This is a genomic window from Marinovum algicola (genome assembly GCF_900109145.1).
Taxonomy (GTDB): Bacteria; Pseudomonadota; Alphaproteobacteria; order Rhodobacterales; family Rhodobacteraceae; genus Marinovum; species Marinovum algicola.
Genome location: NZ_FNYY01000010.1, coordinates 1 through 24,423 on the forward strand (window position 1 = coordinate 1; position 24,423 = coordinate 24,423).

At 65.5% G+C, this 24,423-nt stretch carries 24 protein-coding genes; 12 read left to right on the forward strand and 12 right to left on the reverse strand.

Annotated features, from left to right (window positions below; translation table 11 throughout):
* The 4 genes from BMW90_RS14120 to ribD all read left to right on the forward strand — a co-directional run.
* Positions 1 to 317, forward strand: a 317-nt coding sequence (locus BMW90_RS14120; RefSeq protein ID WP_074837180.1) for an IS5/IS1182 family transposase, incomplete at its 5' end; no start/stop codon positions are given.
* A gap of 24 nt (positions 318 to 341) precedes the next feature.
* Positions 342 to 1,385, forward strand: a complete 1,044-nt coding sequence (locus BMW90_RS27200; RefSeq protein WP_083416058.1) for a DNA methyltransferase — start codon at positions 342 to 344, stop codon at positions 1,383 to 1,385.
* A 254-nt stretch (positions 1,386 to 1,639) separates the two neighbouring features.
* The gene (gene nrdR, locus BMW90_RS14130; RefSeq protein ID WP_048532372.1) at positions 1,640 to 2,107 is read left to right on the forward strand and encodes a transcriptional regulator NrdR; all 468 of its coding nucleotides are present in this window, start codon (positions 1,640 to 1,642) and stop codon (positions 2,105 to 2,107) included.
* 17 nt (positions 2,108 to 2,124) lie between these two features.
* Positions 2,125 to 3,219 (forward strand): bifunctional diaminohydroxyphosphoribosylaminopyrimidine deaminase/5-amino-6-(5-phosphoribosylamino)uracil reductase RibD, encoded by a 1,095-nt coding sequence (ribD, locus tag BMW90_RS14135; RefSeq protein ID WP_244526516.1) that lies wholly within the window; start codon positions 2,125 to 2,127, stop codon positions 3,217 to 3,219.
* Between the two features lie 8 nt (positions 3,220 to 3,227).
* Here ribD and BMW90_RS14140 read toward each other — a convergent pair whose 3' ends face one another.
* From BMW90_RS14140 to BMW90_RS14150, 3 genes are all read right to left on the reverse strand, one after another.
* Positions 3,228 to 5,261, reverse strand: coding sequence for a capsular polysaccharide biosynthesis protein (locus tag BMW90_RS14140; RefSeq protein ID WP_074837182.1), 2,034 nt, complete (start codon positions 5,259 to 5,261; stop codon positions 3,228 to 3,230).
* 4 nt (positions 5,262 to 5,265) lie between these two features.
* Positions 5,266 to 6,402, reverse strand: coding sequence for a polysaccharide biosynthesis/export family protein (locus BMW90_RS14145; protein WP_456152286.1), 1,137 nt, complete (start codon positions 6,400 to 6,402; stop codon positions 5,266 to 5,268).
* 130 nt (positions 6,403 to 6,532) lie between these two features.
* Positions 6,533 to 7,825 (reverse strand): capsule biosynthesis protein, encoded by a 1,293-nt coding sequence (locus BMW90_RS14150; RefSeq protein ID WP_074837184.1) that lies wholly within the window; start codon positions 7,823 to 7,825, stop codon positions 6,533 to 6,535.
* A 98-nt stretch (positions 7,826 to 7,923) separates the two neighbouring features.
* Between BMW90_RS14150 and BMW90_RS14155 the strand changes: the two genes are divergently transcribed.
* The 7 genes from BMW90_RS14155 to BMW90_RS14185 all read left to right on the forward strand — a co-directional run bounded on the left by BMW90_RS14155 (position 7,924) and on the right by BMW90_RS14185 (position 14,069).
* Entirely contained in the window at positions 7,924 to 8,511 is a 588-nt protein-coding gene (locus tag BMW90_RS14155; protein ID WP_074837185.1) for a riboflavin synthase, read from the forward strand.
* Between the two features lie 116 nt (positions 8,512 to 8,627).
* Entirely contained in the window at positions 8,628 to 10,607 is a 1,980-nt protein-coding gene (locus BMW90_RS27205) for a sensor histidine kinase (protein ID WP_139211386.1), read from the forward strand.
* Positions 10,608 to 10,723: 116 nt separating this feature from the next.
* A complete protein-coding gene (locus BMW90_RS14165) occupies positions 10,724 to 11,353 on the forward strand; it encodes an ATP-dependent Clp protease proteolytic subunit (RefSeq protein ID WP_048532365.1) in 630 nt (209 codons plus the stop codon).
* Positions 11,354 to 11,478: 125 nt separating this feature from the next.
* Positions 11,479 to 12,744, forward strand: a complete 1,266-nt coding sequence (gene clpX, locus BMW90_RS14170) for an ATP-dependent Clp protease ATP-binding subunit ClpX (protein WP_048532364.1) — start codon at positions 11,479 to 11,481, stop codon at positions 12,742 to 12,744.
* 125 nt (positions 12,745 to 12,869) lie between these two features.
* Positions 12,870 to 13,253, forward strand: a complete 384-nt coding sequence (locus BMW90_RS14175) for an NADH:ubiquinone oxidoreductase subunit NDUFA12 (RefSeq protein ID WP_074837187.1) — start codon at positions 12,870 to 12,872, stop codon at positions 13,251 to 13,253.
* A 10-nt stretch (positions 13,254 to 13,263) separates the two neighbouring features.
* Positions 13,264 to 13,713 carry an outer membrane lipid asymmetry maintenance protein MlaD gene (gene mlaD, locus BMW90_RS14180; protein ID WP_048532362.1) on the forward strand — a complete coding sequence of 150 codons (450 nt, stop codon included), beginning with the start codon at positions 13,264 to 13,266 and terminating at the stop codon, positions 13,711 to 13,713.
* Positions 13,713 to 14,069, forward strand: a complete 357-nt coding sequence (locus BMW90_RS14185; RefSeq protein WP_048532361.1) for a DUF2155 domain-containing protein — start codon at positions 13,713 to 13,715, stop codon at positions 14,067 to 14,069. Before mlaD ends, BMW90_RS14185 begins: the two co-directional genes overlap by 1 nt.
* Here BMW90_RS14185 and aat read toward each other — a convergent pair.
* The 9 genes from aat to BMW90_RS14230 all read right to left on the reverse strand — a co-directional run bounded on the left by aat (position 14,036) and on the right by BMW90_RS14230 (position 22,780).
* Positions 14,036 to 14,683 (reverse strand): leucyl/phenylalanyl-tRNA--protein transferase, encoded by a 648-nt coding sequence (gene aat / locus BMW90_RS14190; protein ID WP_048532360.1) that lies wholly within the window; start codon positions 14,681 to 14,683, stop codon positions 14,036 to 14,038. The two genes, BMW90_RS14185 and aat, sit on opposite strands and share 34 nt — an antisense overlap.
* A 4-nt stretch (positions 14,684 to 14,687) precedes the next feature.
* On the reverse strand, positions 14,688 to 16,034 hold the full coding sequence (gene accC, locus BMW90_RS14195; protein ID WP_074837188.1) for an acetyl-CoA carboxylase biotin carboxylase subunit: 1,347 nt from the start codon (positions 16,032 to 16,034) through the stop codon (positions 14,688 to 14,690).
* A 10-nt stretch (positions 16,035 to 16,044) separates the two neighbouring features.
* The gene (gene accB, locus BMW90_RS14200; RefSeq protein ID WP_048532358.1) at positions 16,045 to 16,536 is read right to left on the reverse strand and encodes an acetyl-CoA carboxylase biotin carboxyl carrier protein; all 492 of its coding nucleotides are present in this window, start codon (positions 16,534 to 16,536) and stop codon (positions 16,045 to 16,047) included.
* Positions 16,537 to 16,757: 221 nt separating this feature from the next.
* Positions 16,758 to 17,267 (reverse strand): hypothetical protein, encoded by a 510-nt coding sequence (locus BMW90_RS14205; RefSeq protein ID WP_074837189.1) that lies wholly within the window; start codon positions 17,265 to 17,267, stop codon positions 16,758 to 16,760.
* 199 nt (positions 17,268 to 17,466) lie between these two features.
* On the reverse strand, positions 17,467 to 18,222 hold the full coding sequence (locus BMW90_RS14210; protein ID WP_048532356.1) for an ABC transporter ATP-binding protein: 756 nt from the start codon (positions 18,220 to 18,222) through the stop codon (positions 17,467 to 17,469).
* Positions 18,223 to 18,305: 83 nt separating this feature from the next.
* Entirely contained in the window at positions 18,306 to 19,061 is a 756-nt protein-coding gene (locus tag BMW90_RS14215) for an ABC transporter ATP-binding protein (RefSeq protein WP_074837190.1), read from the reverse strand.
* Between the two features lie 12 nt (positions 19,062 to 19,073).
* Positions 19,074 to 20,288, reverse strand: a complete 1,215-nt coding sequence (locus BMW90_RS14220; protein ID WP_048532354.1) for a branched-chain amino acid ABC transporter permease — start codon at positions 20,286 to 20,288, stop codon at positions 19,074 to 19,076.
* A 4-nt stretch (positions 20,289 to 20,292) separates the two neighbouring features.
* Positions 20,293 to 21,324, reverse strand: a complete 1,032-nt coding sequence (locus BMW90_RS14225) for a branched-chain amino acid ABC transporter permease (protein ID WP_048532353.1) — start codon at positions 21,322 to 21,324, stop codon at positions 20,293 to 20,295.
* 109 nt (positions 21,325 to 21,433) lie between these two features.
* Positions 21,434 to 22,780 carry a substrate-binding protein gene (locus tag BMW90_RS14230; RefSeq protein WP_048532352.1) on the reverse strand — a complete coding sequence of 449 codons (1,347 nt, stop codon included), beginning with the start codon at positions 22,778 to 22,780 and terminating at the stop codon, positions 21,434 to 21,436.
* Between the two features lie 223 nt (positions 22,781 to 23,003).
* On the opposite strand from BMW90_RS14230, the gene BMW90_RS14235 reads away from it, so the two are divergent.
* Entirely contained in the window at positions 23,004 to 24,317 is a 1,314-nt protein-coding gene (locus BMW90_RS14235; RefSeq protein WP_074837191.1) for a helix-turn-helix transcriptional regulator, read from the forward strand.
* The last annotated feature ends 106 nt before the right edge of the window (positions 24,318 to 24,423 follow it).

A 24,423-nucleotide genomic window follows, 5' to 3' on the forward strand; every position in this document is an offset into this window, starting at 1 on the left:
TCAGCGACTATATCGGTGCCCGCGCCTTGGTGAGCAGTTTGCCAAAGGTGGAATGGCTGCTCGGAGATCGAGGGTATGACGCCGACTGGTTCCGAGAAGCGTTGAAAGACAAAGGGATACGCGCCTGCATCCCCGGTCGCAAGCAGCGCAAGAAAACCGTCAAGTACGACAAGCGCCGCTACAGACGCCGCAATCGGATCGAAATCATGTTCGGCAGGCTGAAGGATTGGCGGCGTGTGGCGACCCGATACGACCGGTGCCCGAAGGTCTTCCTGTCAGCCATCGCTCTCGCCGCACTCGTCATTTACTGGCTATGAGTCCTGACCCTAGAGTACGAGTTTATGGGTGTGACACGTACTTGGCGCTGGACCGAGCACCGGATGCAGGCTGCATTGGAAGCCGGTTTGATAAGTCAGTCTGCGCCGGGAAGAGTTCCACAATTCAAGCGCTATCTCGACGAACAGAAAGGGTTACCATTACCCGACGTTTGGACAGATATCCTACCTCTAAATTCGCAAGCCCGGGAGAGGTTGGGATACCCGACGCAAAAGCCCCTCAAGCTATTGGAACGGATCATCTCGCTGTCGTCAAAACCCGGAGACGTCGTCCTGGATCCCTTCTGCGGCTGCGGGACAACGCTGCATGCAGCGCAGGAACTCGGGCGAAAATGGATCGGAATCGATGTTGCCGTTCAGTCCATGCACGTTGTTCAAGACCGTTTAAAACACCATTTCCCGGGCATCAAATACGACGTCTTCGGCATCCCCAAGAGTGCAGACGGCGCGCTCTGGCTGGCCGAGAACCATCCCTTTAAGTTCGAGGAGTGGGCGGTCACTGCGCTCGGGGCGATGCACTCTGGCAAGTTCCGCGGCGATGGCGGGATTGACGGAAGCTTCTACTACCTTACGGCCAGCGATGACCGCAGCCGCGGGATTGTGTCGGTCAAAGGCGGGCGCAACCTCAATCCTGGAATGGTTCGGGACCTCGGTGGAACCGTGGAAACCCAGCGCCGACTGACCCGTGACGATAAGGCCATCGGCGTGCTGATCTGCGCTCATGAACCGACTAAGGGCATGCGCGATGCTGCTCGTGAGTTCGGCAAGATCGATACATTTATCGGGCAAATTCCGGCAGTTCAAATCATAACCGTGGCAGAGATGTTCGCGGGCGCGACGATCAACGTGCCTGCGATGCTCGACACGGTGACGGCCGCCGCGATCGGTCGGAAGAAGTCCAAGCTCGATGCATACCGCAAGCCCAGAGACCTCACTCAGCGCGAGATGATGTTGCCGATCAAGGGGGGCAAGAGCGTTGTCGACCTAATCGACTCGTCCATTGACGTTCCGGTTATGCCGTCGTTCCGAGAGCGGCGCGTCACAGGGTGAATTCGAGAAACCGTCTGCTGCAAATATTGCTTTCAAACTCTGCAAATATCGGTTTCACGCTACATTCACGCTACAATTGGCGCGCCGAGGCAGAGACCGGGTAATCCAAGACAAAATTCCCCTTGACCCATGCGCCACACAATATTGTTGTGCGATTTTCGCTCTACCCAAATGCGGGCGGCTCTCCTATACTTTGTGGATAAGTGGGCAAGGAGACCCATAAGAGGCGGATTAGAGGAAAAGGGGAACGGCCAATGCGCTGTCCGTTTTGCGGAAATATCGACACTCAGGTCAAGGATTCACGGCCCGCAGAGGACCATGTCTCGATCAGGCGGCGGCGCTTTTGCCCGGCCTGTGGCGGGCGCTTCACCACCTATGAACGGGTGCAGCTGCGCGATCTGGTGGTGATCAAGACAAACGGACGGCGTGAGGATTTCGACCGCGACAAGCTCGAGCGCTCGATCCGAATCGCCTTGCAGAAACGCCCGGTCGAACCCGAGCGCATGGATCAGATGATCTCCGGCATCGTGCGGCGGCTCGAAAGCATGGGCGAGACCGACATCCCCTCGAAGCAGATCGGCGAGATCGTGATGGAGAGCCTGGCCCGGATCGACACCGTTGCCTATGTGCGCTTTGCCAGCGTTTACAAGAACTTTCAGGCCGCCGACGATTTCGACAAATTCGTCAGCGAGCTTCGCCCGGACGCCCCGAAAGAAGGGTGAGGCGAAAGGCCCGCGGCATGAGAGACGAGGATCGGCGCCACATGGCGCATGCGCTGGTGCTGGGCCGCCGCGGCCAGGGCCGCTGCTGGCCCAATCCGGCGGTGGGCTGCGTGATTGTCCGCGATGGCCGGGTTGTCGGGCGCGGCTGGACCCAGCCGGGCGGGCGGCCGCATGCCGAGACGCAGGCCCTGGCCCGGGCCGGGGCGGCGGCGCGGAGCGCCACCGCCTATGTCACGCTGGAGCCTTGCGCCCATCACGGCCAGACACCGCCCTGCGCCGAGGCGCTGATTGCCGCCGGCGTGGCCCGGGTGGTGGTGGCGGTCGAGGATGACGACCCGCGGGTCGCGGGCCGGGGTCTCGCCATGCTGCGCGCCGCCGGCATCGCGGTCGAGACCGGCGTGCTGGCGCAGGAGGCGGCGCGCGATCACGCGGGCTTTTTCCTCAAGACCGGGGCGGGCCGGCCCTTCGTGACGCTGAAGCTTGCCACCACGCTCGATGGCCGCATTGCCACTGCCACCGGCGAAAGCCAGTGGATCACCGGGCCCGGCGCGCGCCGCGAGGTGCATGCGCTGCGCGCGCGGCATGACGCGGTGATGGTGGGCGGCGGCACGGCGCGGGCGGATGACCCGGCGCTTACAGTGCGCGGCCTGGGCATCCGGCATCAGCCGCTGCGCATCGTGGTCTCGCGCAAGCTCGATCTGCCGCTGACCGGGCAATTGGCCCAGACCGCCGGCGATGTGCCGGTCTGGCTCTGCCACGGCCCCGACGCCGATCCGGGGCTCTGCGAGGCCTGGGAGGGGCTGGGGGCACGGCTGGTATCCTGTCGGCTGGCCGGTCGCCAGGTCGACATGCGCGATGCCTTGCACGGGCTGGGCGCCGCCGGGCTGACGCGGGTGTTCTGCGAGGGCGGCGGGCAACTGGCCGCCTCGCTGCTGGCGGCCGGGCTGGTGGACGAGCTGATCTGTTTCACCGCCGGCATGGCGCTGGGTGCCGAGGGCCAGCCGGCCATCGGCGCGCTGGGGGTGGAACGGCTGGCCGAGGCGCCGCGGCTGGCCCTGGCCGAAGTGCGCCCGGTGGGGGCGGATGTAATGTCGGTCTGGCGCAGGGTCTGAGGGCTGTTTCAGCGCCGCCAGAGATGCGCCTGACTGGCAAAGAGCCCCTGGAGTTTCGCCAGCAGCCGATTGGCCGGGCCGGGCCCGGGCAAGGCGCCGCCGGCGAGCCGCTGTACCACCACCTCGGGCGGGCAGGGCAGGCCGGTGACCGGATCGTGATAGCGCGGATAGGCAATCAGCGTGGCATGCACCAGTGCATCGAGCGACACCCGCGCCCGGCGCCGGGCGGGCACCGCGCCGTGATCGCGGGTCAGCCCCCAGCCGGCATAGAAGGGCGCGCCCAGCGTGGTCACCGGCACCTCGCGCAGCAGCGCCTCGAAGCCCAGCAGCGAGGTCAGTGTCCAGACCTCCTGCACCTGATCGAGCAGCGTCACCGGGTCGGCGTGATCGAGCGCCAGATCGGCCAGATCCCGCGCCTCGGGCACGGCCCCCCGGCGCAGGCCGGCCTCGACATCCGGGTGCGGCTTGTACAGGATCACCGCCTGCGGGTTGGCCGCGCGCGCCGCCTCGAGCAGCCCGCGGTTGGTGTTGATCCCGGCGCAGCCGGTGAGGATCGAGGCGTCGTCCTCGACCTGCCCGGGCACCAGAATGCGATGGCCTTCGGGCAGGGCAGGTGTGGCGCCTGCCAGGTTGTATTTGCTCAGCCGGGCCTTGAGGATGTCGCGTCGCAGCCCGTAAGCGCGGTGCAGCTCGTCGGGGCGCAGGCCCTCGCTTTCGGCGATCAGCCGCTCCAGCCGGCTCTCTCGGCGCGGATCGTAGTAGATGCCCAGATCGTCGGCGACCAGCGAGAGCGGCGGCACCAAATTCGCGCCCAGCCCGCGCGAGCGCAGGAACCCGTCCTCGACCCGCACCACCGCATCCCCGTCCCCCGCCTTGCCGGCCCAGGCCATGCGGCGGCGGCCTTCGGTCTCGGCGCGGCTGCGCGCCTTGGCGGGGTCCGCTTCGAAGACCATGGGGCGCTCGCGGCCGAACACCTTCTGCAACGGCCGGCGCTTCCACAGCCGCATGCCCGAGGCGACCCAGCCGCGATGATCCTCGCGCCAGGCGCGGGTGCGGGCCTCGAAGGCGTCGAGCGCGGTCTCGATGCCGCAGAGTCGGTCGGTGAACGGATCATACCACCGCGGATAGAGGATCATCGCGGCGGCAAAGAGTTGATGCCGGGTCAGTCGGCGTTCGCGCCGGGGCACCGGGGTCTCATCCGTGGTCAGCCCCCAGCCGGCATAGAAGGGCTGGCCGAAGACGCGGGGCTTGTGGCCGGCGAAAATCGCCTCGAAGCCCATCTGCGACGACAGGGTATAGACCCCGACAGCGCCCTCGAACAGCCGCCAGGGGCTGACCGGCTCGCTCAGCAGGGTGATGCGGTCGTTGGCGTCGGCCTCGGTGAAATGGCCGGGGCGCAGGCCGCGGGCGGTCTCGGGGTGGGTCTTGATGACGACCGGCGTGCCGGGGTGTTCCTCCTGGGCAAAGACCAGCATCTCCTGAAACTGCGCCCGCGCCGCGCCCGAGGCGGTGACCGAGGCATCGCCGCGGGTCTGGTCGATCACCAGCACATAGCCGGGCGCCGGTGCCGGGGTCATGGCGTCGAAACCGCTGTATTTCGTCAGATGTGCGGCCCGGATCCGGGCAATGGCGTCGCCGGCGCGGGTCATCAGCGCGGCATCGTCGAGCGGCGCCTCGGTCAGCAGCCGTTCGAGATCGCTGATCCTGGCGGCGTCGAAATGCACTCCGGCATGGTCGATCATCAGCCCCAGCGGCGGCTCGCCGCCGGCACGGCCGGGGTGGAGCGAGCGCAGAAAGGCATCCTCGATGCGGACAAGGCCGGCGCCGCGACGGGCGGCAACGGCTTCGCCGCGATGGGCCGTCGGGCTCTGGCCCCAGACCGCCACCAGGTCGTCGGGGCCGGGCAGGCCGATGCGGATGTCGTAGCCGGCCAACGTGAGGATGCGGCGCAGTCGGGGCTGGGTCAGGAAACCGCCGTTGTAGACATAAAGACGCCGGGGCCCTGCGGCCCCGGCGCGGTTGTCGTCATCGGCTGTGCTCACTTGGTCAGCCGCCGGTCAGATCGCCGGAGGCCAATGCGTTCACCGAGGTCGCCGTCGAGGACAGCGTGGTGATCGCGCCAAGGCTGCCGGTGAGGGCGGCGATGGTCTTGTTCCACTGCGACAGCGGCGCTTCGGTGACATAGAGCAGGTCGTCGTCGCGGACGATGAAATCGCGCGCCAGGAACAGCCCGTTGGGCTCGGTCAGATCGAGCACATAGACCATGCGCTGCGGGCCTTGCAGATCGTCGCGGCCCAGCACGTTCTCGGCGATCACCTCGGCCTCGTTGCGCAGGACAAAGACGCCGGTCGGATCGGCCGAGGTCGACAGCAGCCCGCCGACCTGGGCGATGGCCTCGACCGCCGAGAGGGTCTGTGTCTCGAAGGGCACGCGCGATTGCGCGCCGGTGGCGCCGAGGGCGACAAAGGCGCGGGTGTCTTCCTCGATCAGGATCTTGTCGCCGCCACGCAGGGCGATGTCCATGCGCGGATGGGCATAGAGATCCTCGAACCAGATCTTGCCGGTCTGACCGCCACGGGTGACGGTGATCTGGGCGATTTCGGGCTCGATGGTCACGCCCCCGGCACGGGCCATCATCGACGACAGCGTGCGGGTCGGCCGCTCGATCGCATAGACGCCCTGGGCGCCCACCGCCCCGACCACCGAGACGGTGGCGCCGTCACCGGCCTCGCGGCGGATTTCGACCTGCGGATCGGGGGTCTGTTCTTCGAGCTTGCGGGTGATGATGCGGCGGACGGCTTCGGTGGTGTTGCCGGCGGCCTTGATGCGCCCGGCATAGGGCACAAAGATAAAGCCCGCGCCATCGACCTGTACCGTCTCGAGCAGGGTGGAGGAGGAGGTTTCGCCCGCCAGAAGCCCGTCATCGACGTTTTCCCAGATCGTCAGTCCCAGCGTATCGCCGGGGCGGATGACGTCAGAGCCGATCACGCCGGCGGATTTGAAGGTCTCGGAAAAGCCCAGTGCGGGCACCACACCGGTGGCGCGGGTCACGCGATCGTTGACGCTGACGATGAAGGCATCGCCCTGGCGCTGCACCGATCCGGCAAAGATTTCACGCTTGTTCGGGCCGGAGCGCGGCAATCCGCAAGACGCCGCAAGCGATACGGCAAGAAGCAGGGCCACGGAACGGGCCCATCCTGTCTGATGGTTTTTCACTGCTCGGTCTCCTCGACCTTGTCGTTATGCTGCCTCAGCTTTTTGCCGCAGGCTACGGGAATCCGTATCAAAACGCCAGAGGCCGCACCTGTGGATATCAGGTCACGAGCCGCAACTGTTGCCGTGGGGCCGCGGTGCCGGAATTGAACCCGTCATAGGGATCTTCCGGTGAGAGCATCATGTCGACCACCAGCCGCAGCAACTGGCGGCGGCCCTTGGCCGAGTAGAAACCGCCCGGCACCTGGCTGGTTTCCAGCAGGTAGCGGCGGTAATCCTTGTAGGCGCGGTTGTCGGGCCGCTCGGGCGCGGCAAAGAATTCCTTGAGCGGCTGCATCGAGACGAATTCGGGTTTGGCATAGACCGCGCGGCCGAAGACCCGGAGCGGAATGCCGCGCCAGAGCACCTGCTGACCGGCGGTGGAATTCACCGTCACCGCGCTGCGGGCATCGTTCAGCAGCGGCGCAAGCTTGCCGCCGCGGACATAATGCACCCGGCCCCTGACACCGTATTTCTGCGCCAGCCGCCGAAGCTCGCGGCGGATGTTGGTGCGGCCGTTTTCCAGCGGATGCGCCTTGAAGACAAGGTGATGATGGCCCGGCGCGCCCTGGGCAAAGCCTTCGACCACCAGTTCGAGAAACTCGGTCATCCGCTTGAACGGCGAATGTTCGAGGAAGGAGCTGTCATGCTCGAGTTGCAGCAGGCAGAGGTGATAGGGATAGCCGCCGTGCCGGATGCCGAAGGTCGCGGCGCGGCGCTCCAGCGCGTGCAACGGCATCAGCAGCAGCCGCTTGAGATACAGCGCGAATTCCATTGTCACCGGCAGGTCGCGATGGGCGCGGAAATTGCGGTAATCGCCGTTTCGGAACATAACGAACCAGTGGTAAAGCGCGCCATAGAACACATGTTGCCGGGTGTCGCCCCAGTGGCCCGGCGGCAGCGGCGCCTCCATGTCCGACAGTTGCAGCGCCTTCTGCATCTCGTCGACCGGCATCTCCATCAGACGCGAATGGCCGTTCGCTCCGCCGCGCTCATAGGTCACCCAATAGGGCCGCATGTAGCCCTCTTCGAAGACATGCACGGTGAGCCCCAGATCGCGGGCGATCCGGATCGCCTCGGCGTGGATGGTGCGGGTGTCGCCATACAGCACGATGTCGGTGACCTGCCGTTCGGCGATCATCCCGGCAAAGGCCTCGGGCCAGCCTTCGGGGGTGCCGGTGTAGGGGATGAAGCTCTTGGGGTGAAACCAGAATGCCCGGTCGCCGGCGTTGAACCCCACCCGCCAGACCTGCGCCCCGGTGAGCCGCAGCATCCGTCCCAGACGGTGAAAGAACGGGCCGTGCGGACCCTGTAGGAACAGGAAGACCCTTTTCTCTCCGGCGGCGTTGCCCATCAGGCGGATTTCCCTCATACGGTTGCGGATGGCGGCTGTGTAGCAAGCCATCTGGACGAAAATATGGCCGAAAGCGCCAGCAGCGGCGAGGGAAAACGATGTTTACCGGGATCATCACCGACATGGGCCGGATTGCGGCGCTTGAGAAGCGCGGCGACCTGCGGGCACGGATCACCACCGGATATGACACCGCGACGATCGAGATCGGCGCTTCCATCGCCTGTGACGGCGTCTGCCTGACGGCGGTGGCGCTGGGGCCGGACTGGTTCGACGTGGACATCAGTGCCGAGACGGTGTCGCGGACCAATCTCGGTCTCTGGGCCGAGGGGCGCACGATCAATCTCGAACGGTCGCTCAAGGTCGGGGACGAGCTGGGCGGCCATATCGTTTCGGGCCATGTCGACGGCGTGGCCGAGATCATGGCGATGACCGACGAGGGGGATTCGACGCGGCTGACCCTGCGGGCGCCGGAGGCGCTGGCGAAATACATCGCCTCCAAGGGCTCGGTGGCGCTCAACGGCACCTCGCTGACGGTCAATGAGGTGGCGGATTGCACGTTCGGCATCAACGTCATTCCGCATACCCAGGAGGTGACGACCTGGGGGCGGGCGCAGGTCGGCGACCGGGTCAACCTCGAGATCGACACGCTGGCGCGCTATGTGGCGCGACTGCGCGACTGGGGCTGACCGGCGACACCAAAGCCGCGCCAAATCGGCGAAATCTGCAAAATTAACCCATCGGCAAGGATGTCGGGCTATCGTCGCTGAAGAATGTGTTCTTCTCGATTGGGCGGAGCCTGTCGATGACCCGTGATCTGACCCGCCGGCGCCGTGACATGCCGGACTGGACGAACCTTCTTGCGGTGCTGCCGCTGGCCTGGGCGCTGCTGGTGCTCGGGCTGGGCTGGGGGCTGGGGTACGAGGGGCTGGTGCGGCTGCGTGCCGATCTTCCGGCGATGGTGCCGGAAACCGCGTTGGCGCTGGTCTTTGCCGGCATCGGAACGCTGGCCACGATCAACCGATGGCCGCCGGCGGTGGCGGCGCTGGCCACCCTGGCGCTGGCGGCGGTGGTCGGGGCCTATTTCATCGAGCCGGTGATGCGCCGCGGGCTGGCCGCGGGCGAGCGCATCGTGCCCGCCCCCGGCGACGGCATGGCAATGGCCACGGGCTTCTGTCTGCTGTGCCTCGGCATCGCGATCGTGGCGCTGGCGGTGCCGGTCCGCGGCGCGCGTGCGGTCGCCATCACCGCCAGTGCGCTCTGTGCCTTGGTGTCGGGCACGGCACTGATGGCACATGGCTTGTCTTCGGCCTCGGTGCGCGATGTGCTGGGCTTCAAGGAAATGTCGCTCTCCACCGCGGCGGGCGTCTTCCTGCTGAACCTCTCGCTGGTATTGTCGCACCGCGACAGCCCGCATTTTCGCGGCCTGTTCGGCCCGCGCCGGCAGAGCGTGATCCTGCGGGCCTCGCTGATCCTGTCGATCCTCGGGGTGCTGGTGATCGGCGAGCTGACGCGGTTCATGACCCTGCGTGACTGGATCACCCCGGATTTCCGCCTGGTCTTCCTGTGCAGCGCGATGATCGCCTTGCTGGTGGCCTCGGCGCTGATCGTCGGCTTTCTGATCGACCGGCTGGAGGCCGAGAAAAAACGGATCACGGCGCTCGAGAGCGCCTCGGACCGGGCTTTGCAAAACATCGAGATCAACAACGCCCGGGATGAGAACCTGCGCATCCTGGGCCAGATCGTCGCCGGGGTGGCGCATGATTTCAACAATGCTCTCACGGCCTTGCGCGGCAACCTTGAACTGATGGAAATCGATCCCTCGAAATCCGGCACCTACCTGCGCGAGGCGATCAGCGCCGCCGACCGCGCTGCCGGGCTGACCAATCAGCTGCTGGACTCCGGCCGCCAGACCCGGCTGCACAAGGGCGACGGCGATGTCGTCACCATCGCCGAGCAGGTCGTCGAGCTGTTCAAGCGGGTGGCGCCGATCAACATCGGTGTGACCCTGACCGCGCAGCCCGCCACCCTGGGCCGGGTCGGGATCGACGATTCCACGCTCGAGCGGGCGCTGCTCAACCTTCTGGTCAACGCGCGCGACGCCATGCCTTCGGGCGGCGATCTTCATGTCACGATCTCGCAGCGGGTCATCACCAACGGCTTTGCCGCGACCTTCAATTTCAACGCCGGCCTGACCCCCGGCGAACATGTGGTCATCGAGGTCACGGACACCGGCTTGGGGATGGATGAGGCGACGGTGCGCAGGGCGGTGCAGCCCTATTTCACCACCAAGGAGGTGGGCAAGGGCAGCGGCCTCGGGCTGGCCTCGGTCAATGGCGTCTGCCAGCAGATCGGCGGCGGCCTGCTGATCAACAGCGCACCGGGGGCGGGCACCACCGTCGTCGTCGCGCTGCCGGTCGCGCCCGCCGAAGACGACCAGGCCACGCCGGCCGGGGAGGGCAGCGCCCCGGTCGATATCCTGCTGGTGGCCAACAGCGCCTGGCGGCACCGCGACGTTCTTGGCTATCTCGATGGCCAGGACCGGCATGTGCGCCGGGTGGGCACCGAGCAGGAGGCGCTGGAATTTCTCGACATCACCCGGCTGCCCTCGGTGGTGCTGATCGACGAGGGGCAGTTCGGCGGCATCGACGGCGAGCAGATCCGCGCCGATATCGAAAACCGCTTTCCCGATCTTCCGGTGGTCTATGTCGGTGACTACGGCGAAAGCCGCTTTGGCCGCGCCGCCCCGTCCGACAAGGACGACCGCACCCTGGCCTGCGCCTGAGCCCGGGGCCGCGGCATCCTTTTCCCCGCCGCCCCTTGCAGCCCCCCAAGCCCATGACTAAGACTCTGGTAATTCCGGCGGGGTAGAAACCCCCAGAGCACAAGAGGCAGGCTGCGATGCACGACCCGTTAGACACCTACATGAATACGCTCGTCCCGATGGTCGTCGAACAGACGAGCCGCGGCGAACGCGCCTACGACATCTTTTCGCGCCTGCTGAAGGAGCGGATCATCTTTGTCTCCGGCCCGGTGCATGACGGCATGTCGTCGCTGATCGTGGCCCAGCTTCTGCACCTCGAGGCCGAGAACCCCTCGAAAGACATCTCGATGTACATCAACAGCCCCGGCGGCGTGGTGACCAGCGGTCTTTCGATCTATGACACGATGCAATACATCAAACCCAAGGTTTCGACCCTGGTGATCGGCCAGGCGGCCTCGATGGGCTCGCTGCTGCTGACCGCCGGCGAAAAGGGCATGCGCTTCTCGCTGCCCAACAGCCGCATCATGGTGCACCAGCCCTCGGGCGGCTATCAGGGGCAGGCGACGGACATCATGATCCACGCCGAGGAAACGCTTAAGCTGAAGAAGCGGCTGAATGAAATCTACGTGAAGCACACCGGCCAGACCCTGAAAAAGGTGGAAGCCGCGCTGGAACGCGATAACTTCATGTCTCCCGAGGACGCAAAGGACTGGGGCCTGATCGACGAGATCGTCGAAAATCGCGCCAAGGCGGGCGACGAAGACTAAGCAAGGGGCGGCAGGGGACATTTTGCAATTGTGACCCCTTGCCGCCTGTCCTAAGCTGGGTGAAAGCCTGTGGCGGTGGTGAGCGCAGCGTCACAAGAGCACAAGACGGCTCCGAAAGGTAAGACATGGCGACGACAACCGGCGGTGACAGCAAGAACACCCTCTATTGCAGCTTCTGCGGCAAGAGCCAGCACGAGGTGCGCAAGCTGATTGCCGGACCGACGGTGTTCATCTGCGATGAATGCGTCGAGCTCTGTATGGACATCATTCGCGAGGAAACCAAATCGGCCGGGCTCAAGAGTTCGGACGGGGTGCCCACGCCGAAAGAGATCTGTCAGGTGCTCGATGACTACGTGATCGGTCAGGCAGTGGCCAAGCGGGTGCTTTCTGTCGCGGTGCACAACCACTACAAGCGGCTCAATCACGCGGCGAAATCCGGAGATATCGAGCTTCAGAAATCCAACATCCTGCTGATCGGCCCCACCGGCTGCGGCAAGACGCTGCTGGCACAGACGCTGGCGCGCATCCTCGACGTGCCGTTCACCATGGCCGACGCCACCACGCTGACCGAGGCCGGTTACGTGGGTGAGGATGTGGAAAACATCATCCTCAAGCTGCTGCAATCCTCGGAATACAATGTCGAGCGGGCGCAGCGCGGCATCGTCTATATCGACGAGGTCGACAAGATCACCCGCAAGTCGGAAAACCCCTCGATCACCCGCGACGTCTCGGGCGAGGGTGTGCAGCAGGCGCTGCTCAAGCTGATGGAAGGCACCGTCGCCTCGGTGCCGCCGCAGGGCGGGCGCAAGCATCCGCAGCAGGAGTTCCTGCAAGTCGACACCACCAACATCCTGTTCATCTGCGGCGGGGCCTTTGCCGGGCTCGACAAGATCATCGCCCAGCGGGGCAAGGGCTCGGCGATGGGCTTTGGCGCCGATGTGCGCGACAATGACGACCGTGGCGTTGGCGAGGTGTTCAAGGATCTCGAGCCCGAGGATCTGCTGAAATTCGGCCTGATCCCGGAATTCGTCGGCCGTCTGCCGGTTCTGGCCACGCTCGAGGATCTCGACGAAGACGCGCTGGTGACGATCCTGACCAAGCCCAAGAACGCGCTGGTCAAACAATACCAGCGGCTGTTCGAGCTGGAGGATACCACGCTGTCCTTTACCGATGAGGCGCTGACCGCGATTTCCAAGCGCGCCATCGAACGCAAGACCGGCGCCCGTGGCCTGCGCTCGATCCTCGAGGATATCCTGCTCGACACGATGTTCGACCTGCCGGGGATGGAAAACGTCGACGAGGTTGTCGTCAACGAAGAGGCGGTCACATCCGACGCCGCACCGCTGATGATCTATGCCGATGCCGAGAAAACCCCCGCCACCGCCGGGTGACTGATCTCGTGGGCCGGGCGTCAGCCCGGCCTTCGCCCAACCCGGCGCGACGGACCGGCGGGCATTGCGGCTGGATCTTTGCCGCCGCTTGATCCATACCGATCACAAGCAAATCGGAGGCTTCCATGGGTATCCTGAACACGCTTCTGCGCGCCGTGACATGGTGGAACGGTTCGACGCTGAACACCCAGCTCTACACCCGTCGCAACGGCGTGCAGGTAGGTGACGACGATCAGGGGAATGTCTATTTCGAGACCCGTGATGGCAAGCGCCGCTGGGTGATGTTCAACGGTGAGGCCGAGGCCAGCCGGGTGAACCCGGAATGGCACGGCTGGCTGCACCACACGATGAAAGAGCCGCCGAACAAACGCCCGCTGCCGCACAAGGCCTGGGAAAAGCCGCACCAGGAAAACCTGACAGGCACGCCGCTGGCCTATGCGCCAGCCGGATCTTTGCGCCGGGCAGAGCCTGCCCCGCGGCAGGACTATGAGGCCTGGACCCCCGAATAAGGTCGCGCACATGTCTGAAAACAAAACCGAAGTTCTCGTCGGTGGCGCCGTTCTGGCGGTGGCGCTGGGCTTTCTGATCTATGCCGGTCAGGCCGCCGGGCTGGCCCAGGGCAGCCAGGGCTATCCGCTTCATGCGAGCTTTCGCTCGCTCGAAGGGGTGCAGGTGGGCACCGATGTGCGGCTGGCCGGGGTCAAGATCGGCACCGTCACCGACGTCGCGCTCAACGCCGAAACGTTTCGCGCCGACACAGTCTTTTCCGTCGCCAACGGCATCCAGATCCCCGATGACAGCGCGGTGGTGATCGCGCAGGAGGGGCTTTTGGGCGGCAATTTCGTGGAAATCGTGCCGGGCGGATCGCCGTTCTATTACGAGCCGGGCCAGGAAATGGAAGACACCCAAGGCGCGGTGAGCCTGATCTCGCTGCTGTTGAAATTCGTCTCCGGCGGGGAAGAGAGCTGATGAAACATCCGGTTCTGGCCGCCCTGTGCCTGGCCGCGTTCCCGCTGGCGGCGCAAGAGCCCGCCGCGCGCGGAGACGGGGCTGTTCTGCGCGGCCTCGACAAGGTGTCGGGCGAAACTACCGATCTCGAGCTGGCCAATGGTGGCGCGACAGAGTTTGGAAATCTGCGCATCGACATGAGCGAATGCCGCTATCCCGAGGGCGACCCGTCTGGTGATGCCTTCGCCTTTCTCAACATCTGGGAAAAGGGCGCCGATCAGCCGGTGTTCTCGGGCTGGATGATCGCCTCGTCGCCGGCGCTCAACGCGCTCGATCACGCGCGTTACGACGTCTGGGTCATGCGCTGCAAGACCTGATCGGCGCGCGCGAGGGGCGGCGCCAGAAACGAAGCCTCGCGCGCCGTGGCGGCGCGCAACAGCCCGTGATAGGTGGCCCGGGGCACTTCGATCGCGCCAAGTGAGGCAAGGTGATCGGTCAGGAACTGGGTGTCGAACAGGGTGAAACCACCCTGCCGCAAGCGGTCGATCAGATAGGCCAGCGCCATTTTCGAACCATCGGTGCGGCGCGAAAACATCGACTCGCCACAGAACAGCCCGCCAATGGCCAGCCCGTAGACGCCGCCGATCAGCGCATCCTCCTGCCAGATCTCCAGCGAATGGGCATAGCCATGGGCGTGCAGCGTCTGGAAAACATCGAAGATCGGCGGGTTGATCCAGGTCTCGTCGCGCTCGCCACAGGCGCGCATTACCTCGCCGAAAGCGGTGTTGATGCGCATGTCGTGCGGCGTGCGACGCAGCCGGCGGGCCAGCGACCGCGACAGGTGAAAGCCGTCGATCGGCAGGATGCCGCGGCGGCGCGGATCGACCCAGAAAACCTCCGGGTCGTCGCGCCGCTCGGCCATCGGAAAGATGCCGGCCGCATAGGCCTGAAGCACCAGGTCCGGGTCCAGCGCATGGGCCGGATCACTCATGCGGTCAGCCCAGGTTGCGGGCGAGCCACTTTTCGAGCCAGTGGATGTTGTAATCGCCGGACAGGATCGCCGGCTCTTGCAGCAGCTCGTGGAACAGCGGGATCGTGGTATCGACACCATCGACGATCAGCTCTCCCAGCGCGCGGTGCAGACGCGCCAGCGCCTCTTTCCGGTCACGGCCGTGCACGATCAGCTTGCCGATCAGGCTGTCGTAATAGGGCGGGATGGAATAGCCGTCGTAAAGCGCCGAATCCATCCGCACGCCAAGCCCGCCGGGGGCGTGGTATTGGGTGATGCGCCCGGGGCAGGGCGAGAAGTTGGGCAGCTTCTCGGCGTTGATCCGCACCTCGATGGCATGGCCGTTGATTTCCAGCTCGTCCTGGGTGAAGGACATCGGCAGACCCTCGGCGACGCGAATTTGCTCGCGCACCAGATCGACGCCGAAAATGCCTTCGGTGACCGGGTGTTCGACCTGAAGCCGGGTGTTCATCTCGATGAAATAGAACTCGCCATCTTCGTAGAGAAACTCGATGGTGCCGGCGCCGATATAGTTGATATTGGCCATCGCCTCGGCACAGATCTTGCCGATGCGGGCGCGTTCCTCGGGTGTGATCGACGGGCCGGGCGCCTCTTCAAACACCTTCTGGTGACGGCGCTGGAGCGAACAGTCGCGCTCGGCCAGGTGCACCGCGGTGCCCTTGCCGTCGCCAAAGACCTGGATCTCGATATGGCGCGGCTTTTGCAGGTATTTCTCGATATAGACTTCGTCGTTGCCGAAGTTGGCCTTGCCCTCGGCGCGCGCGGTCATGAAAGCCTTTTCCATCTCCTTGTCGGAATTGGCCACCTTCATGCCCTTGCCGCCGCCGCCGGCGGTGGCCTTGATGATCACCGGATAGCCCATTTCCTGGCCCAGTTTCTTGGCCGTGGCCAGATCGGGCACACCGCCTTCGGAGCCGGGAACGCAAGGCACCCCGAGCTTGATCATGGTGTCCTTGGCGGTGATCTTGTCGCCCATGATGCGGATGTGCTCGGCGGTGGGGCCGATGAAGGTCAGCCCGTGATCCTCGATCACCTGCACGAAATTGGCGTTTTCCGACAGGAAGCCGTAGCCCGGGTGAATCGCCTGGGCGCCGGTCACTTCGCAGGCGGCAATGATCGAGGGGATCGACAGGTAGCTCTGCGGCGAGGGCGGCGGGCCGATGCAGATCGATTCGTCGGCCATGCGCACATGCATCGCGTCGGCATCGGCGGTGGAATGCACCGCAACGCTGGCGATACCCATTTCACGGCAGGCGCGGATCACCCGCAGGGCAATCTCGCCACGGTTGGCAATCAGGATTTTATCGAACATCTGTGGCCCCTTACTCGAGGATCACGAGCGGCGAGCCGAACTCCACCGGGTCGCCATCGCCGACCAGGATGCGGGTGACCTTGCCCGAGCGGGGGGCGGGGATGTGGTTCATGGTCTTCATCGCCTCGACGATGAGCAGCGTATCGCCCTCGGAGACGCTGTCGCCGACGCTGATGAAGCTGGGCGCGCCCGGTTCGGCCTGCATGTAGACGGTGCCGACCATGGGCGAGGCGACGGCGCCGGGGTGGTTGGCCGGATCGCTGGTGTCGGCTTCGGCAGCGGCGGCAGGTGCCGGGCTCGCGGCGGGCGCTGCGGCGGCAGGTGCCGGTGCGGCTACCTGGATCGGGGCCGCAGCCGGCGCGGCGCGGCTTACCCGCACGTTCAGGCTGTCGTCCTCGCCGTATTCGCGCTTGACCTGCAATTCCGTCAGGTCGTTGTCATGCAGAAGCTTTGCGAGGGCTTCGATAAAGGTCACATCGGCGTCATGCGTATTCTTCGTCATTCTCGTTTCCACCCGTTGTTTTGCCCCGCGGGCCGGTCTTTTGCCATCTCGTCCCGAGGTTGCTTATAGGCCAGCGAAACGGCTGTGAAAAGCGATCAAACCGGCCATCGGCATGTGTGTGAACTGCCGATAACGCGGTTTGTGGGGGAAAAACAGGGGGACTCGCGAGAATTTCGACGCAGCTCTCGCCCCGGGCCGGCACAGGCGGGCCGCGGGCGCGGTCAGATCGCTTTGCTCAGCCCGGGTTCGGGCGCCTCGGGGCCGGCGGCGGCGGCGTAGAGCGTGCTGGCCGGGCTGGGCGCCGGTGCACTGTCTTCCGGCCCGGGCGGGGTGGTTGACGGCGGTTCGACGGCGTGTGGCGCGGCGGCGTGCGGGGCAGGGCCGTCACGCCCGCCGGGGGCCTGCGCCATGTCATGTGCGGCCGCCGGCGCGCCGTCCGGGGCGGCGTGATCGGCGGCGGTCTCCTGCGCGCGCTGCTGTTGCTCTTCGAGCAGGGTGTTGATCTTGAGCTGAAGGATGGTTGGCGGCGCCGAGGCCTGTTCCCGGTTGCGGGCGTTGTGCCGGGGGCTGTCGCCGGCGGAATGATCGCTTCGGGCAGAGCCGGCCGCGCCCCCGGGTTGGCTGGCGGCGATACGCGTGTCGCCGGTCTGCCGCCCGAGTTCCTGGGGCAGGGCGGCGGGATGTCCGGTGGTTTGCGGTGCCGTGAGGGGCAGAGCGGCAGTGAACATCATTCTCAGCTCCGGGGTGGCTATTGGTGACAGATCCTTATGACTGTCTAAAGAATGATGAAGAGGCCTTAACAGCCGCTTAACAGTGCCGCGTCAGACCCCGGCCATTTGTCTAAAACGCGATTGACCGATCCGAGACAAAAACCCGCGCAGCCGGGGACCGCCTGCGCGGGGTGCAATCGTTACCAACTCCCGAAAAGAGTCAGATCGCCAAGTATTCGGCGCGCAATTCGTCGTTTTCCAGCACTTCGGCAGCGGTACCGTCGAACACGATGCCGCCGGTATCGAGGATCACCGCGCGGTCGGCCAGTTCGAGCGCACGCACCGCGTTCTGTTCCACCAGGATGGTTGTCATGCCCTGGCTCTTGATGTGCATCAGGGTCTTTTCGATCTCGTCGACGATCACCGGGGCCAGGCCCTCGTAAGGCTCGTCCAGCAGCAGCACCTTGATGTCGCGCGCCAGCGCCCGGGCGATGGCCAGCATCTGCTGCTCGCCGCCCGAGAGGGTCACGCCCTCTTGCTTGCGACGTTCGCCGAGCCGCGGAAAGAGGTCATAGAGCCGCTCGAGCGACCAGCCCACCGGCGGCGCGATCTGCGCCAGTTCGAGGTTCTCCTCGACCGTCAGCCCGGGGATGATGCGGCGATCCTCGGGCACCAGGCCGAGGCCGCTGCACGCCGCCTCGTGGCTCGCCATCTTGTGCAGCGGCTGGTGATCGAGCCAGATTTCGCCCTGGGTGACCAGCGGCGAGCCGATCCGCGCGATCGAGCGCAGGGTCGAGGTCTTGCCGGCGCCGTTGCGGCCCAGAAGCGCCAGGATCTCGCCTTCGTGGACGTTGAAGCTCACGCCCTGCACGATGTAGCTCTCGCCGTAATAGGCGTGCATGTCCCAGACCGAGAGAAAGGCCGGGGCGGTTTCGGCCATGTTGGCGTTCTTGCTGAAGTCCGGTTTGATGTTCATCTTGCGCTCCCCGTCCCGGGCTCGCCCCGGGACCTCATGGCGGTGGAGGCCCCAGAGCAGGTCCGGGGCGCGGTGATCTCGTGTCAGGCGCTTTCGCCCAGATAGGCTTCGCGCACCTTGGGGTGGCCCTTGATCTTGTCCGGCGTGTCCTCGACCAGCGGTCTGCCCTGGGCCAGCACGGTGATCCGGTCGGCGAGCGAGAACACGACATGCATGTCGTGCTCGATGATGGCGATGGTGATGTCGCGCTCGTCCTTGATCTGCTTGAGCAGGTCGATGGTGTTGTTGGTGTCGGCCCGCGCCATGCCGGCCGTCGGCTCGTCGAGCAGCAGCAGGCGCGGGTTCTGGCTGAGGCACATGGCAATCTCGAGCCGCCGCTTGTCGCCGCGCGACATCGCGGCGGCGTGCATATGCCGCTTGTCGGCCAGGTTCATCTCGGCCAGCATGTGCTCGGCCTGTTCCAGCACGTCCCGCTGGGCGAAGACACTGGAAAAGGCGTTGAGTTCGAAGGCGCCATCGCGCTTGGCGAAGATCGGGATCATCATGTTTTCCAGCACCGAGAGGTCGCCGAAGATCTCGGGCGTCTGGAACACCCGGGAAATCCCCATCTGGCAGATCTCGTAGGGCGTGCGCCCCAGCACCGACTGGCCGTCGAAGAGCACCGATCCGGTGTCGGGGATCAGCTTGCCGATCAGGCAGTTGAGCAGGGTGGACTTGCCGGCGCCATTGGGGCCGATGATGGCGTGGCAGGAGTTCTCCTGCACGCTGAGATTGACGTCGCCCAGCGCCTGCAATCCACCGAACCGCTTGCCCACGTCTTTGACTTCAAGAATACCCATGGGTCGCGCTCCTTATTCCGCGGCGTTGCGTTGCTGGGCGGCCTCGGCCTCGGGGCCGGTCGACTTGATGTCGCGGCGGCGGAACAGCCGCCCGACCCGCTGACCGCCCTCGACCAACCCGCCGGGCAGGAAGATCACCACCAGCATGAAGAGAATGCCCAGCGTCAGGTGCCAGCCCTTGCCGACAAAGGGATGCACAATTGTGACCATCAGGTTTTCCAGCCCGTCGGGCATGAAGGCGAACCAGCCGTGCAGCACATTGTCGTTGAGTTTCGAGAAGATGTTCTCGAAATACTTGATGAAGCCCGCGCCCAGCACCGGCCCGATCAGGGTGCCGGCGCCGCCGAGGATGGTCATCAGCACCACCTCGCCGGAGGCGGTCCATTGCATCCGCTCGGCGCCGGCCAGCGGGTCCATCGAGGCCATCAGCCCGCCGGCCAGCCCGGCATACATGCCCGAGATCACAAAGGCCGCGAGGGTATAGGGCTTGGTGTTCAGTCCGGTGTAGTTCATCCGCTGCTGGTTCGATTTCACCGCCCGCAGCATCATGCCGAAAGGCGAGCGGAAGATGCGGATCGCCATGTAGAAGGCGGCAAGCAGGATCAGCGCGCAGAGGTAGTAGCCGGCGTTGAAGGTGAACTGCCAGTCACCCAGGACCAGATCCCAGGACGCGCGCATCTCCAGCCCGAAGAGGGCGGGCACCGGGATGTTGCCGCCGGCGGTCTGGCTGATGCCGAGAATGCGCGGATCGTCGAGCGCCAGCTGCAAGCCGGTCTCGCCGCCGGTGATCGGGGTGAACACCGAATAAGCCAGGGCAAAGGACATCTGCGCGAAAGCCAGCGTCAGGATCGAGAAGTAGATCCCCGAGCGGCGCAGCGAGACATAGCCGATGATCAGCGCGAAAACGCCGGAGAGCAGCACGCTGAGCAGGATCGCGGGGATCACGTTCATGCTCAGCAACTTGAACATCCAGACCGCCGAATAGCTGCCGACGCCCAGAAAGGCGGCATGGCCGAAGGAGAGGTAGCCGGTCAGCCCGAACAGGATGTTGAAGCCGACGGCGAAGATGCCGAAGATCACGAAGCGCTGCATCAGGTCCGGGTAGCCGGCGTTGAACTGCGCCAGCCCGCTGCTGGTGGGAAACGGGTTGAGGATGAAGGGCGCGAACAGGCAGAGCACCGCCACGATCAGCAGGAGCTTGGTGTCGGTCTTGTCTAATCCGAACATGGGGTCAGTCCTCCATCACGCCCTTGCGACCCATGAGGCCGCGCGGACGAGTGAGCAGAATGGTGATGGCGACCAGGTAGATGATGACCTGGTTGATGCCGGGAATGAGGTCGATCACCGCCGACATCGAGGCAAAGCTCTCGAGGATGCCGAGCAGGAAGCCGGCCAGCACGGCGCCGGGCAGCGAGCCCATGCCGCCGACCACGACGACCACGAAACTCAGAACCAGAAAATCCATGCCCATGTGATAGTTGGGCGAGTTGATCGGGGCGTACATCACCCCCGCAAGCCCGGCGACGGCGGCGGCGATGCCGAACATGATGGTGAAGCGGCGGTCGATGTCGATGCCCAGAAGGCCCACAGTCTCGCGGTCGGCCATGCCGGCGCGCACCACCATGCCGAAGGTGGTGAACTGCAAGAAGGCAAAGACCGCGCCGATGATCAGCGCCGCAAAGGCGAAATAGACCAGCCGCCAGTAGGGATAGATGATCTGGTTGGCCTCGAAGCCCACCATCGCGCCGAAATCGAACGAGCCGCGAAAGACATCGGGGGCCGGGGTCGGGATCGGATTGGCGCCGTAGAAATACTTGATGACCTCCTGCAAGACGATGGCCAGGCCGAAGGTGACGAGGATCTGGTCGGCATGGGGGCGCTTGTAGAAATGCTTGATCAGCCCGCGCTCCATCACGAAGCCCACCAGCAGCATCACCGGGATCGAGAACAGGATCGCAAGCGGCACCGCCCAGTCGATCAGCGCGTCGCCCACCACCGGGCCAAAGAAGTCATGCGCATAAGGCACCTCGACCTTGAGCGGATTGCCGAGGAAGTCGGTCTGCGTCTCGTCGATGGTGGTGCGGCTGAGGGTCAGAATCCGGCTCAGGGTGACGGCACAGAAGGCGCCGATCATGAACAGCGCACCATGGGCAAAGTTCACCACCCCCAGGGTGCCGAAGATCAGTGTCAGCCCCAGAGCGATCAGCGCATAGGCCGAGCCCTTGTCGAGACCGTTGAGTATTTGAAGAATGATTGCGTCCATGAGACCCACCCCCGGCGGTTGCATGTCGGGGCCCGGCAATCCGCGCGGGGCCCCGATGTCCTGGAAAGAAATCGGCCCGGACTTCTTGGAAACGTCCGGGCCCGGCGTATCAGGCGCCGTTGTTGCAGGTGCCGAGCGCGCCGCCGGAGAACTGCGGGTGGTCCGGCGCATAGGTGACCTGCGACGCCGGGGTGACCTCGACGATCTCGAGCAGGTCGAAATCCGAGGTCGGGTTCTCCTTGCCTTTCACCACGAGCACGTCCTTGAAGCACTGGTGATCCTCGGCGCGGTAGAGCGTCTTGCCGTTGCCGAGCCCGTCGAACTCGTAGCCCTCGAGCGCCTCGGCCACCGCGCAGGGCGCGAAGGAGCCGGCCCGCTCGACCGCATCGGCATACAGCAGGGTCTGCACGTAGCAGGTATGCGCCGCCTGCGACGGCGGGAAGCCGTACTTGGTGCCGAAGGACTTGACGAAGGCCTTGGACCCTTCGTCCTGCAACGACCAGTGCCAGTTGGTGGAGCCGAAGATGCCCTTGACGTTGGCACCGGCACCTTTGGCCATCAGCCGCGAATAGAGCGGCACGACAATCTCGAAGTTCTTGCCGTTGACCTGCTTGTCACGCAGGCCGAACTGCACCGCGTTGGTCAGCGAGTTGACCATGTTGCCGCCGTAGTGGTTCAGCACCAGCACGTCGGCGCCCGATTGCAGCACCGGCGCGATATAGGAGGAGAAGTCGGTCTGGGTGAGTGGCGTCTTGACGGTGTTGACGGTCTCCCAGCCCATCGCCTCGGTCGAGGATTTGACCGCTTCCTCGGTGGTGTAGCCCCAGTTGTAGTCGGCGGTCAGGTGATAGGCCTTGCGGTCCGAGCCATACATCTTCTCGAGCACCGGAGCGAGCGCCGCGCCGGACATGTAGGAGTTGAAGAAGTGGCGGAAGCCGTTGGCGCGCTTGTCCTTGCCGGTGGTGTCGTTGGAGTGGGTGAGACCGGCCATGAAGATCACGCCCGCCTCCTGGCAGAGCGCCTGCACCGCCACCGCCACGCCCGAGGACGAGCCGCCGGTGATCATGATGGCGCCGTCCTTCTCGATCATCGACTTGGCGCTGGCGCGGGCGGCGTCGGATTTGGTCTGGGTGTCGCCGGTGACATATTCGACCTTCTTGCCGAGGATGCCGTTGCCCTGAAGCGCGTTCGACGAGAAGGTGCCCATCATGCCGCCATCGCCGCCGCCGTTCAGATGCTCGACCGCCAGCTCATAGGCGCGCAGCTCGTCGGCCCCCTCGTCGGCATAAGGCCCGGTCTGCGGCACGTTGAAGCCCAGCGTCACTGTCGCGCCGGCGGGCGCGTTGGTAAAGCCGGAATGGCTGGCGGCGGTCAGGATCGTCGGCAGCGCGAGGCCGCCGGCGGTCATCGCGCCCGTGCGCAGCACGCCGCGTCGCGTGAAGTTCGATTTGGACATGGATATCCTCCCGTTTGATGATTGGTGCCCCTCGGGGCTCCTCTTCCCCGGGGCACATGGCACTTTTCGTGCAGGGCCATTATCGCGGCAGCTCAGAAAATTTCGCAACAAGGGCTTTTGATGGAACGTTTTTTTTGTAAAGAAATGGACTATGCAGGGGCAGAATTTGTAAATAACTTATTCTGCGACGCAGAACGCCCTTGAAACTTCCGGGGAAATGCCCATGGCCCGCGACACTCTGACAGGCACCCGCATCCGCGAGCGGCGCACCGCGCTCCGGCTCAAGCAGGCCGAGCTTGCCGAGGCGGCGGGCATCTCGGCCTCCTACCTCAATCTGATCGAACACAACCGCCGCAGAATCGGCGGAAAATTGCTGCTTTCGATCGCCCGCATCCTCGAGGTCGAGCCCTCGGCGCTTGTCGAGGGCGCCGAGGTGGCGCTGATCGCGGCGCTGCGCGAGGCCGCCGCGGCGCGCCCCGATCTCAAGGCCGAGCTCGACCGGATCGACGAATTTGCCGGTCGCTTTCCCGGTTGGGCGGCGCTGCTGGCCGACAGCCGCAAGCGGATCGACGCGCTGGAACGCACGGTCGAGACCCTGACCGACCGGCTCACCCATGACCCGCATCTCGCCGCCTCGCTGCACGACATGCTCTCGACCGTGACCTCGATCCGCTCCACCGCCGGCATCCTCGCCGAGACCGGCGAGATCGAGCCGGAATGGCGCGACCGGTTCCACCGCAACATCAACGAGGATGCCCGCCGGCTGGCGGAAAGCTCGACCGCGCTGGTGCGCTACCTCGATTCCGCTGACAGCGAGGCCAACCTGACCTCGCCGCAGGAAGAGGTGGAGGCCTTTCTCGAGGAAAACGCCTATCACTTCCCGGTGCTCGAGGAGGGAAGCCGCACGGTGGACGAGATCGTCGACGGCTCGGCGTCGCTCACCATGGCGGCCTCGCGCGATGCCATGCGGCGCTATCTGTCGCGCTACGCCCGCGACGTGACCCGCATTCCCCCCGCGCCGCTGCGCGATTTCGTCGCCGCCCAGGGCTTCGACCCGGCGGCCCTGGCGCAGGCCTTCGACGCCCCGCTGGGCAGCGCGCTGCACCGGCTGGCGACCCTGCAGGCCGAGGCCGGGCTGGGGCCGCTCGGGCTGGTGATCTGCGACGCCTCGGGCACCTTGCTGTTCCGCAAGCCGCTCGACGAGTTCCCGCTGCCGCGCTTCGGCGCCGCCTGCGCGCTCTGGCCGCTGTTCACCGCGCTGACCCGGCCGGCGCAGCCGATCTATCGCCTGGTCGAGCAATCCGCCCGCGAGGCGCGGCGCTTCGAGACCTTCTCGGTGGCCGAGCCCACCGGTGGCATGCGCTTCGGCGATGTGGCGCGGATCGAGGCGGTGATGCTGTTCCGCCCGAGCTTCGACAGCCAGCGCGCGGGGCAGACCGGCCAGGCCCCGGTGCCGATCGGCGTCTCCTGCCGGATCTGCGCCCGCACCGGATGCAGCGCCCGGCGCGAGCCCTCGGTGCTGGCCGAAGGGCTGTGACCGGCCCCGGGCTGACGCCCCTGCTTCCTCTTGCCGAAAATACCCTCGGGGGAGGCCGCAGGCCGGGGGCAGAGCCCCCCGGGGACGCGCCGGCGGCCAGAAAGCG

Coding starts and splice junctions, on each gene's coding strand:
- BMW90_RS27200 (WP_083416058.1), top strand. CDS start 342: ATGGGTGTGACACGTACTTGGCGCTGGACCGAGCACCGGATGCAGGCT.
- nrdR (WP_048532372.1), top strand. CDS start 1,640: ATGCGCTGTCCGTTTTGCGGAAATATCGACACTCAGGTCAAGGATTCA.
- ribD (WP_244526516.1), top strand. CDS start 2,125: ATGAGAGACGAGGATCGGCGCCACATGGCGCATGCGCTGGTGCTGGGC.
- BMW90_RS14150 (WP_074837184.1), bottom strand. CDS start 7,825: ATGGGCAACGCCGCCGGAGAGAAAAGGGTCTTCCTGTTCCTACAGGGT.
- BMW90_RS14155 (WP_074837185.1), top strand. CDS start 7,924: ATGTTTACCGGGATCATCACCGACATGGGCCGGATTGCGGCGCTTGAG.
- BMW90_RS27205 (WP_139211386.1), top strand. CDS start 8,628: ATGACCCGTGATCTGACCCGCCGGCGCCGTGACATGCCGGACTGGACG.
- BMW90_RS14165 (WP_048532365.1), top strand. CDS start 10,724: ATGCACGACCCGTTAGACACCTACATGAATACGCTCGTCCCGATGGTC.
- clpX (WP_048532364.1), top strand. CDS start 11,479: ATGGCGACGACAACCGGCGGTGACAGCAAGAACACCCTCTATTGCAGC.
- BMW90_RS14175 (WP_074837187.1), top strand. CDS start 12,870: ATGGGTATCCTGAACACGCTTCTGCGCGCCGTGACATGGTGGAACGGT.
- mlaD (WP_048532362.1), top strand. CDS start 13,264: ATGTCTGAAAACAAAACCGAAGTTCTCGTCGGTGGCGCCGTTCTGGCG.
- BMW90_RS14185 (WP_048532361.1), top strand. CDS start 13,713: ATGAAACATCCGGTTCTGGCCGCCCTGTGCCTGGCCGCGTTCCCGCTG.
- aat (WP_048532360.1), bottom strand. CDS start 14,683: ATGAGTGATCCGGCCCATGCGCTGGACCCGGACCTGGTGCTTCAGGCC.
- accC (WP_074837188.1), bottom strand. CDS start 16,034: ATGTTCGATAAAATCCTGATTGCCAACCGTGGCGAGATTGCCCTGCGG.
- accB (WP_048532358.1), bottom strand. CDS start 16,536: ATGACGAAGAATACGCATGACGCCGATGTGACCTTTATCGAAGCCCTC.
- BMW90_RS14205 (WP_074837189.1), bottom strand. CDS start 17,267: ATGATGTTCACTGCCGCTCTGCCCCTCACGGCACCGCAAACCACCGGA.
- BMW90_RS14210 (WP_048532356.1), bottom strand. CDS start 18,222: ATGAACATCAAACCGGACTTCAGCAAGAACGCCAACATGGCCGAAACC.
- BMW90_RS14215 (WP_074837190.1), bottom strand. CDS start 19,061: ATGGGTATTCTTGAAGTCAAAGACGTGGGCAAGCGGTTCGGTGGATTG.
- BMW90_RS14220 (WP_048532354.1), bottom strand. CDS start 20,288: ATGTTCGGATTAGACAAGACCGACACCAAGCTCCTGCTGATCGTGGCG.
- BMW90_RS14225 (WP_048532353.1), bottom strand. CDS start 21,324: ATGGACGCAATCATTCTTCAAATACTCAACGGTCTCGACAAGGGCTCG.
- BMW90_RS14230 (WP_048532352.1), bottom strand. CDS start 22,780: ATGTCCAAATCGAACTTCACGCGACGCGGCGTGCTGCGCACGGGCGCG.
- BMW90_RS14235 (WP_074837191.1), top strand. CDS start 23,004: ATGGCCCGCGACACTCTGACAGGCACCCGCATCCGCGAGCGGCGCACC.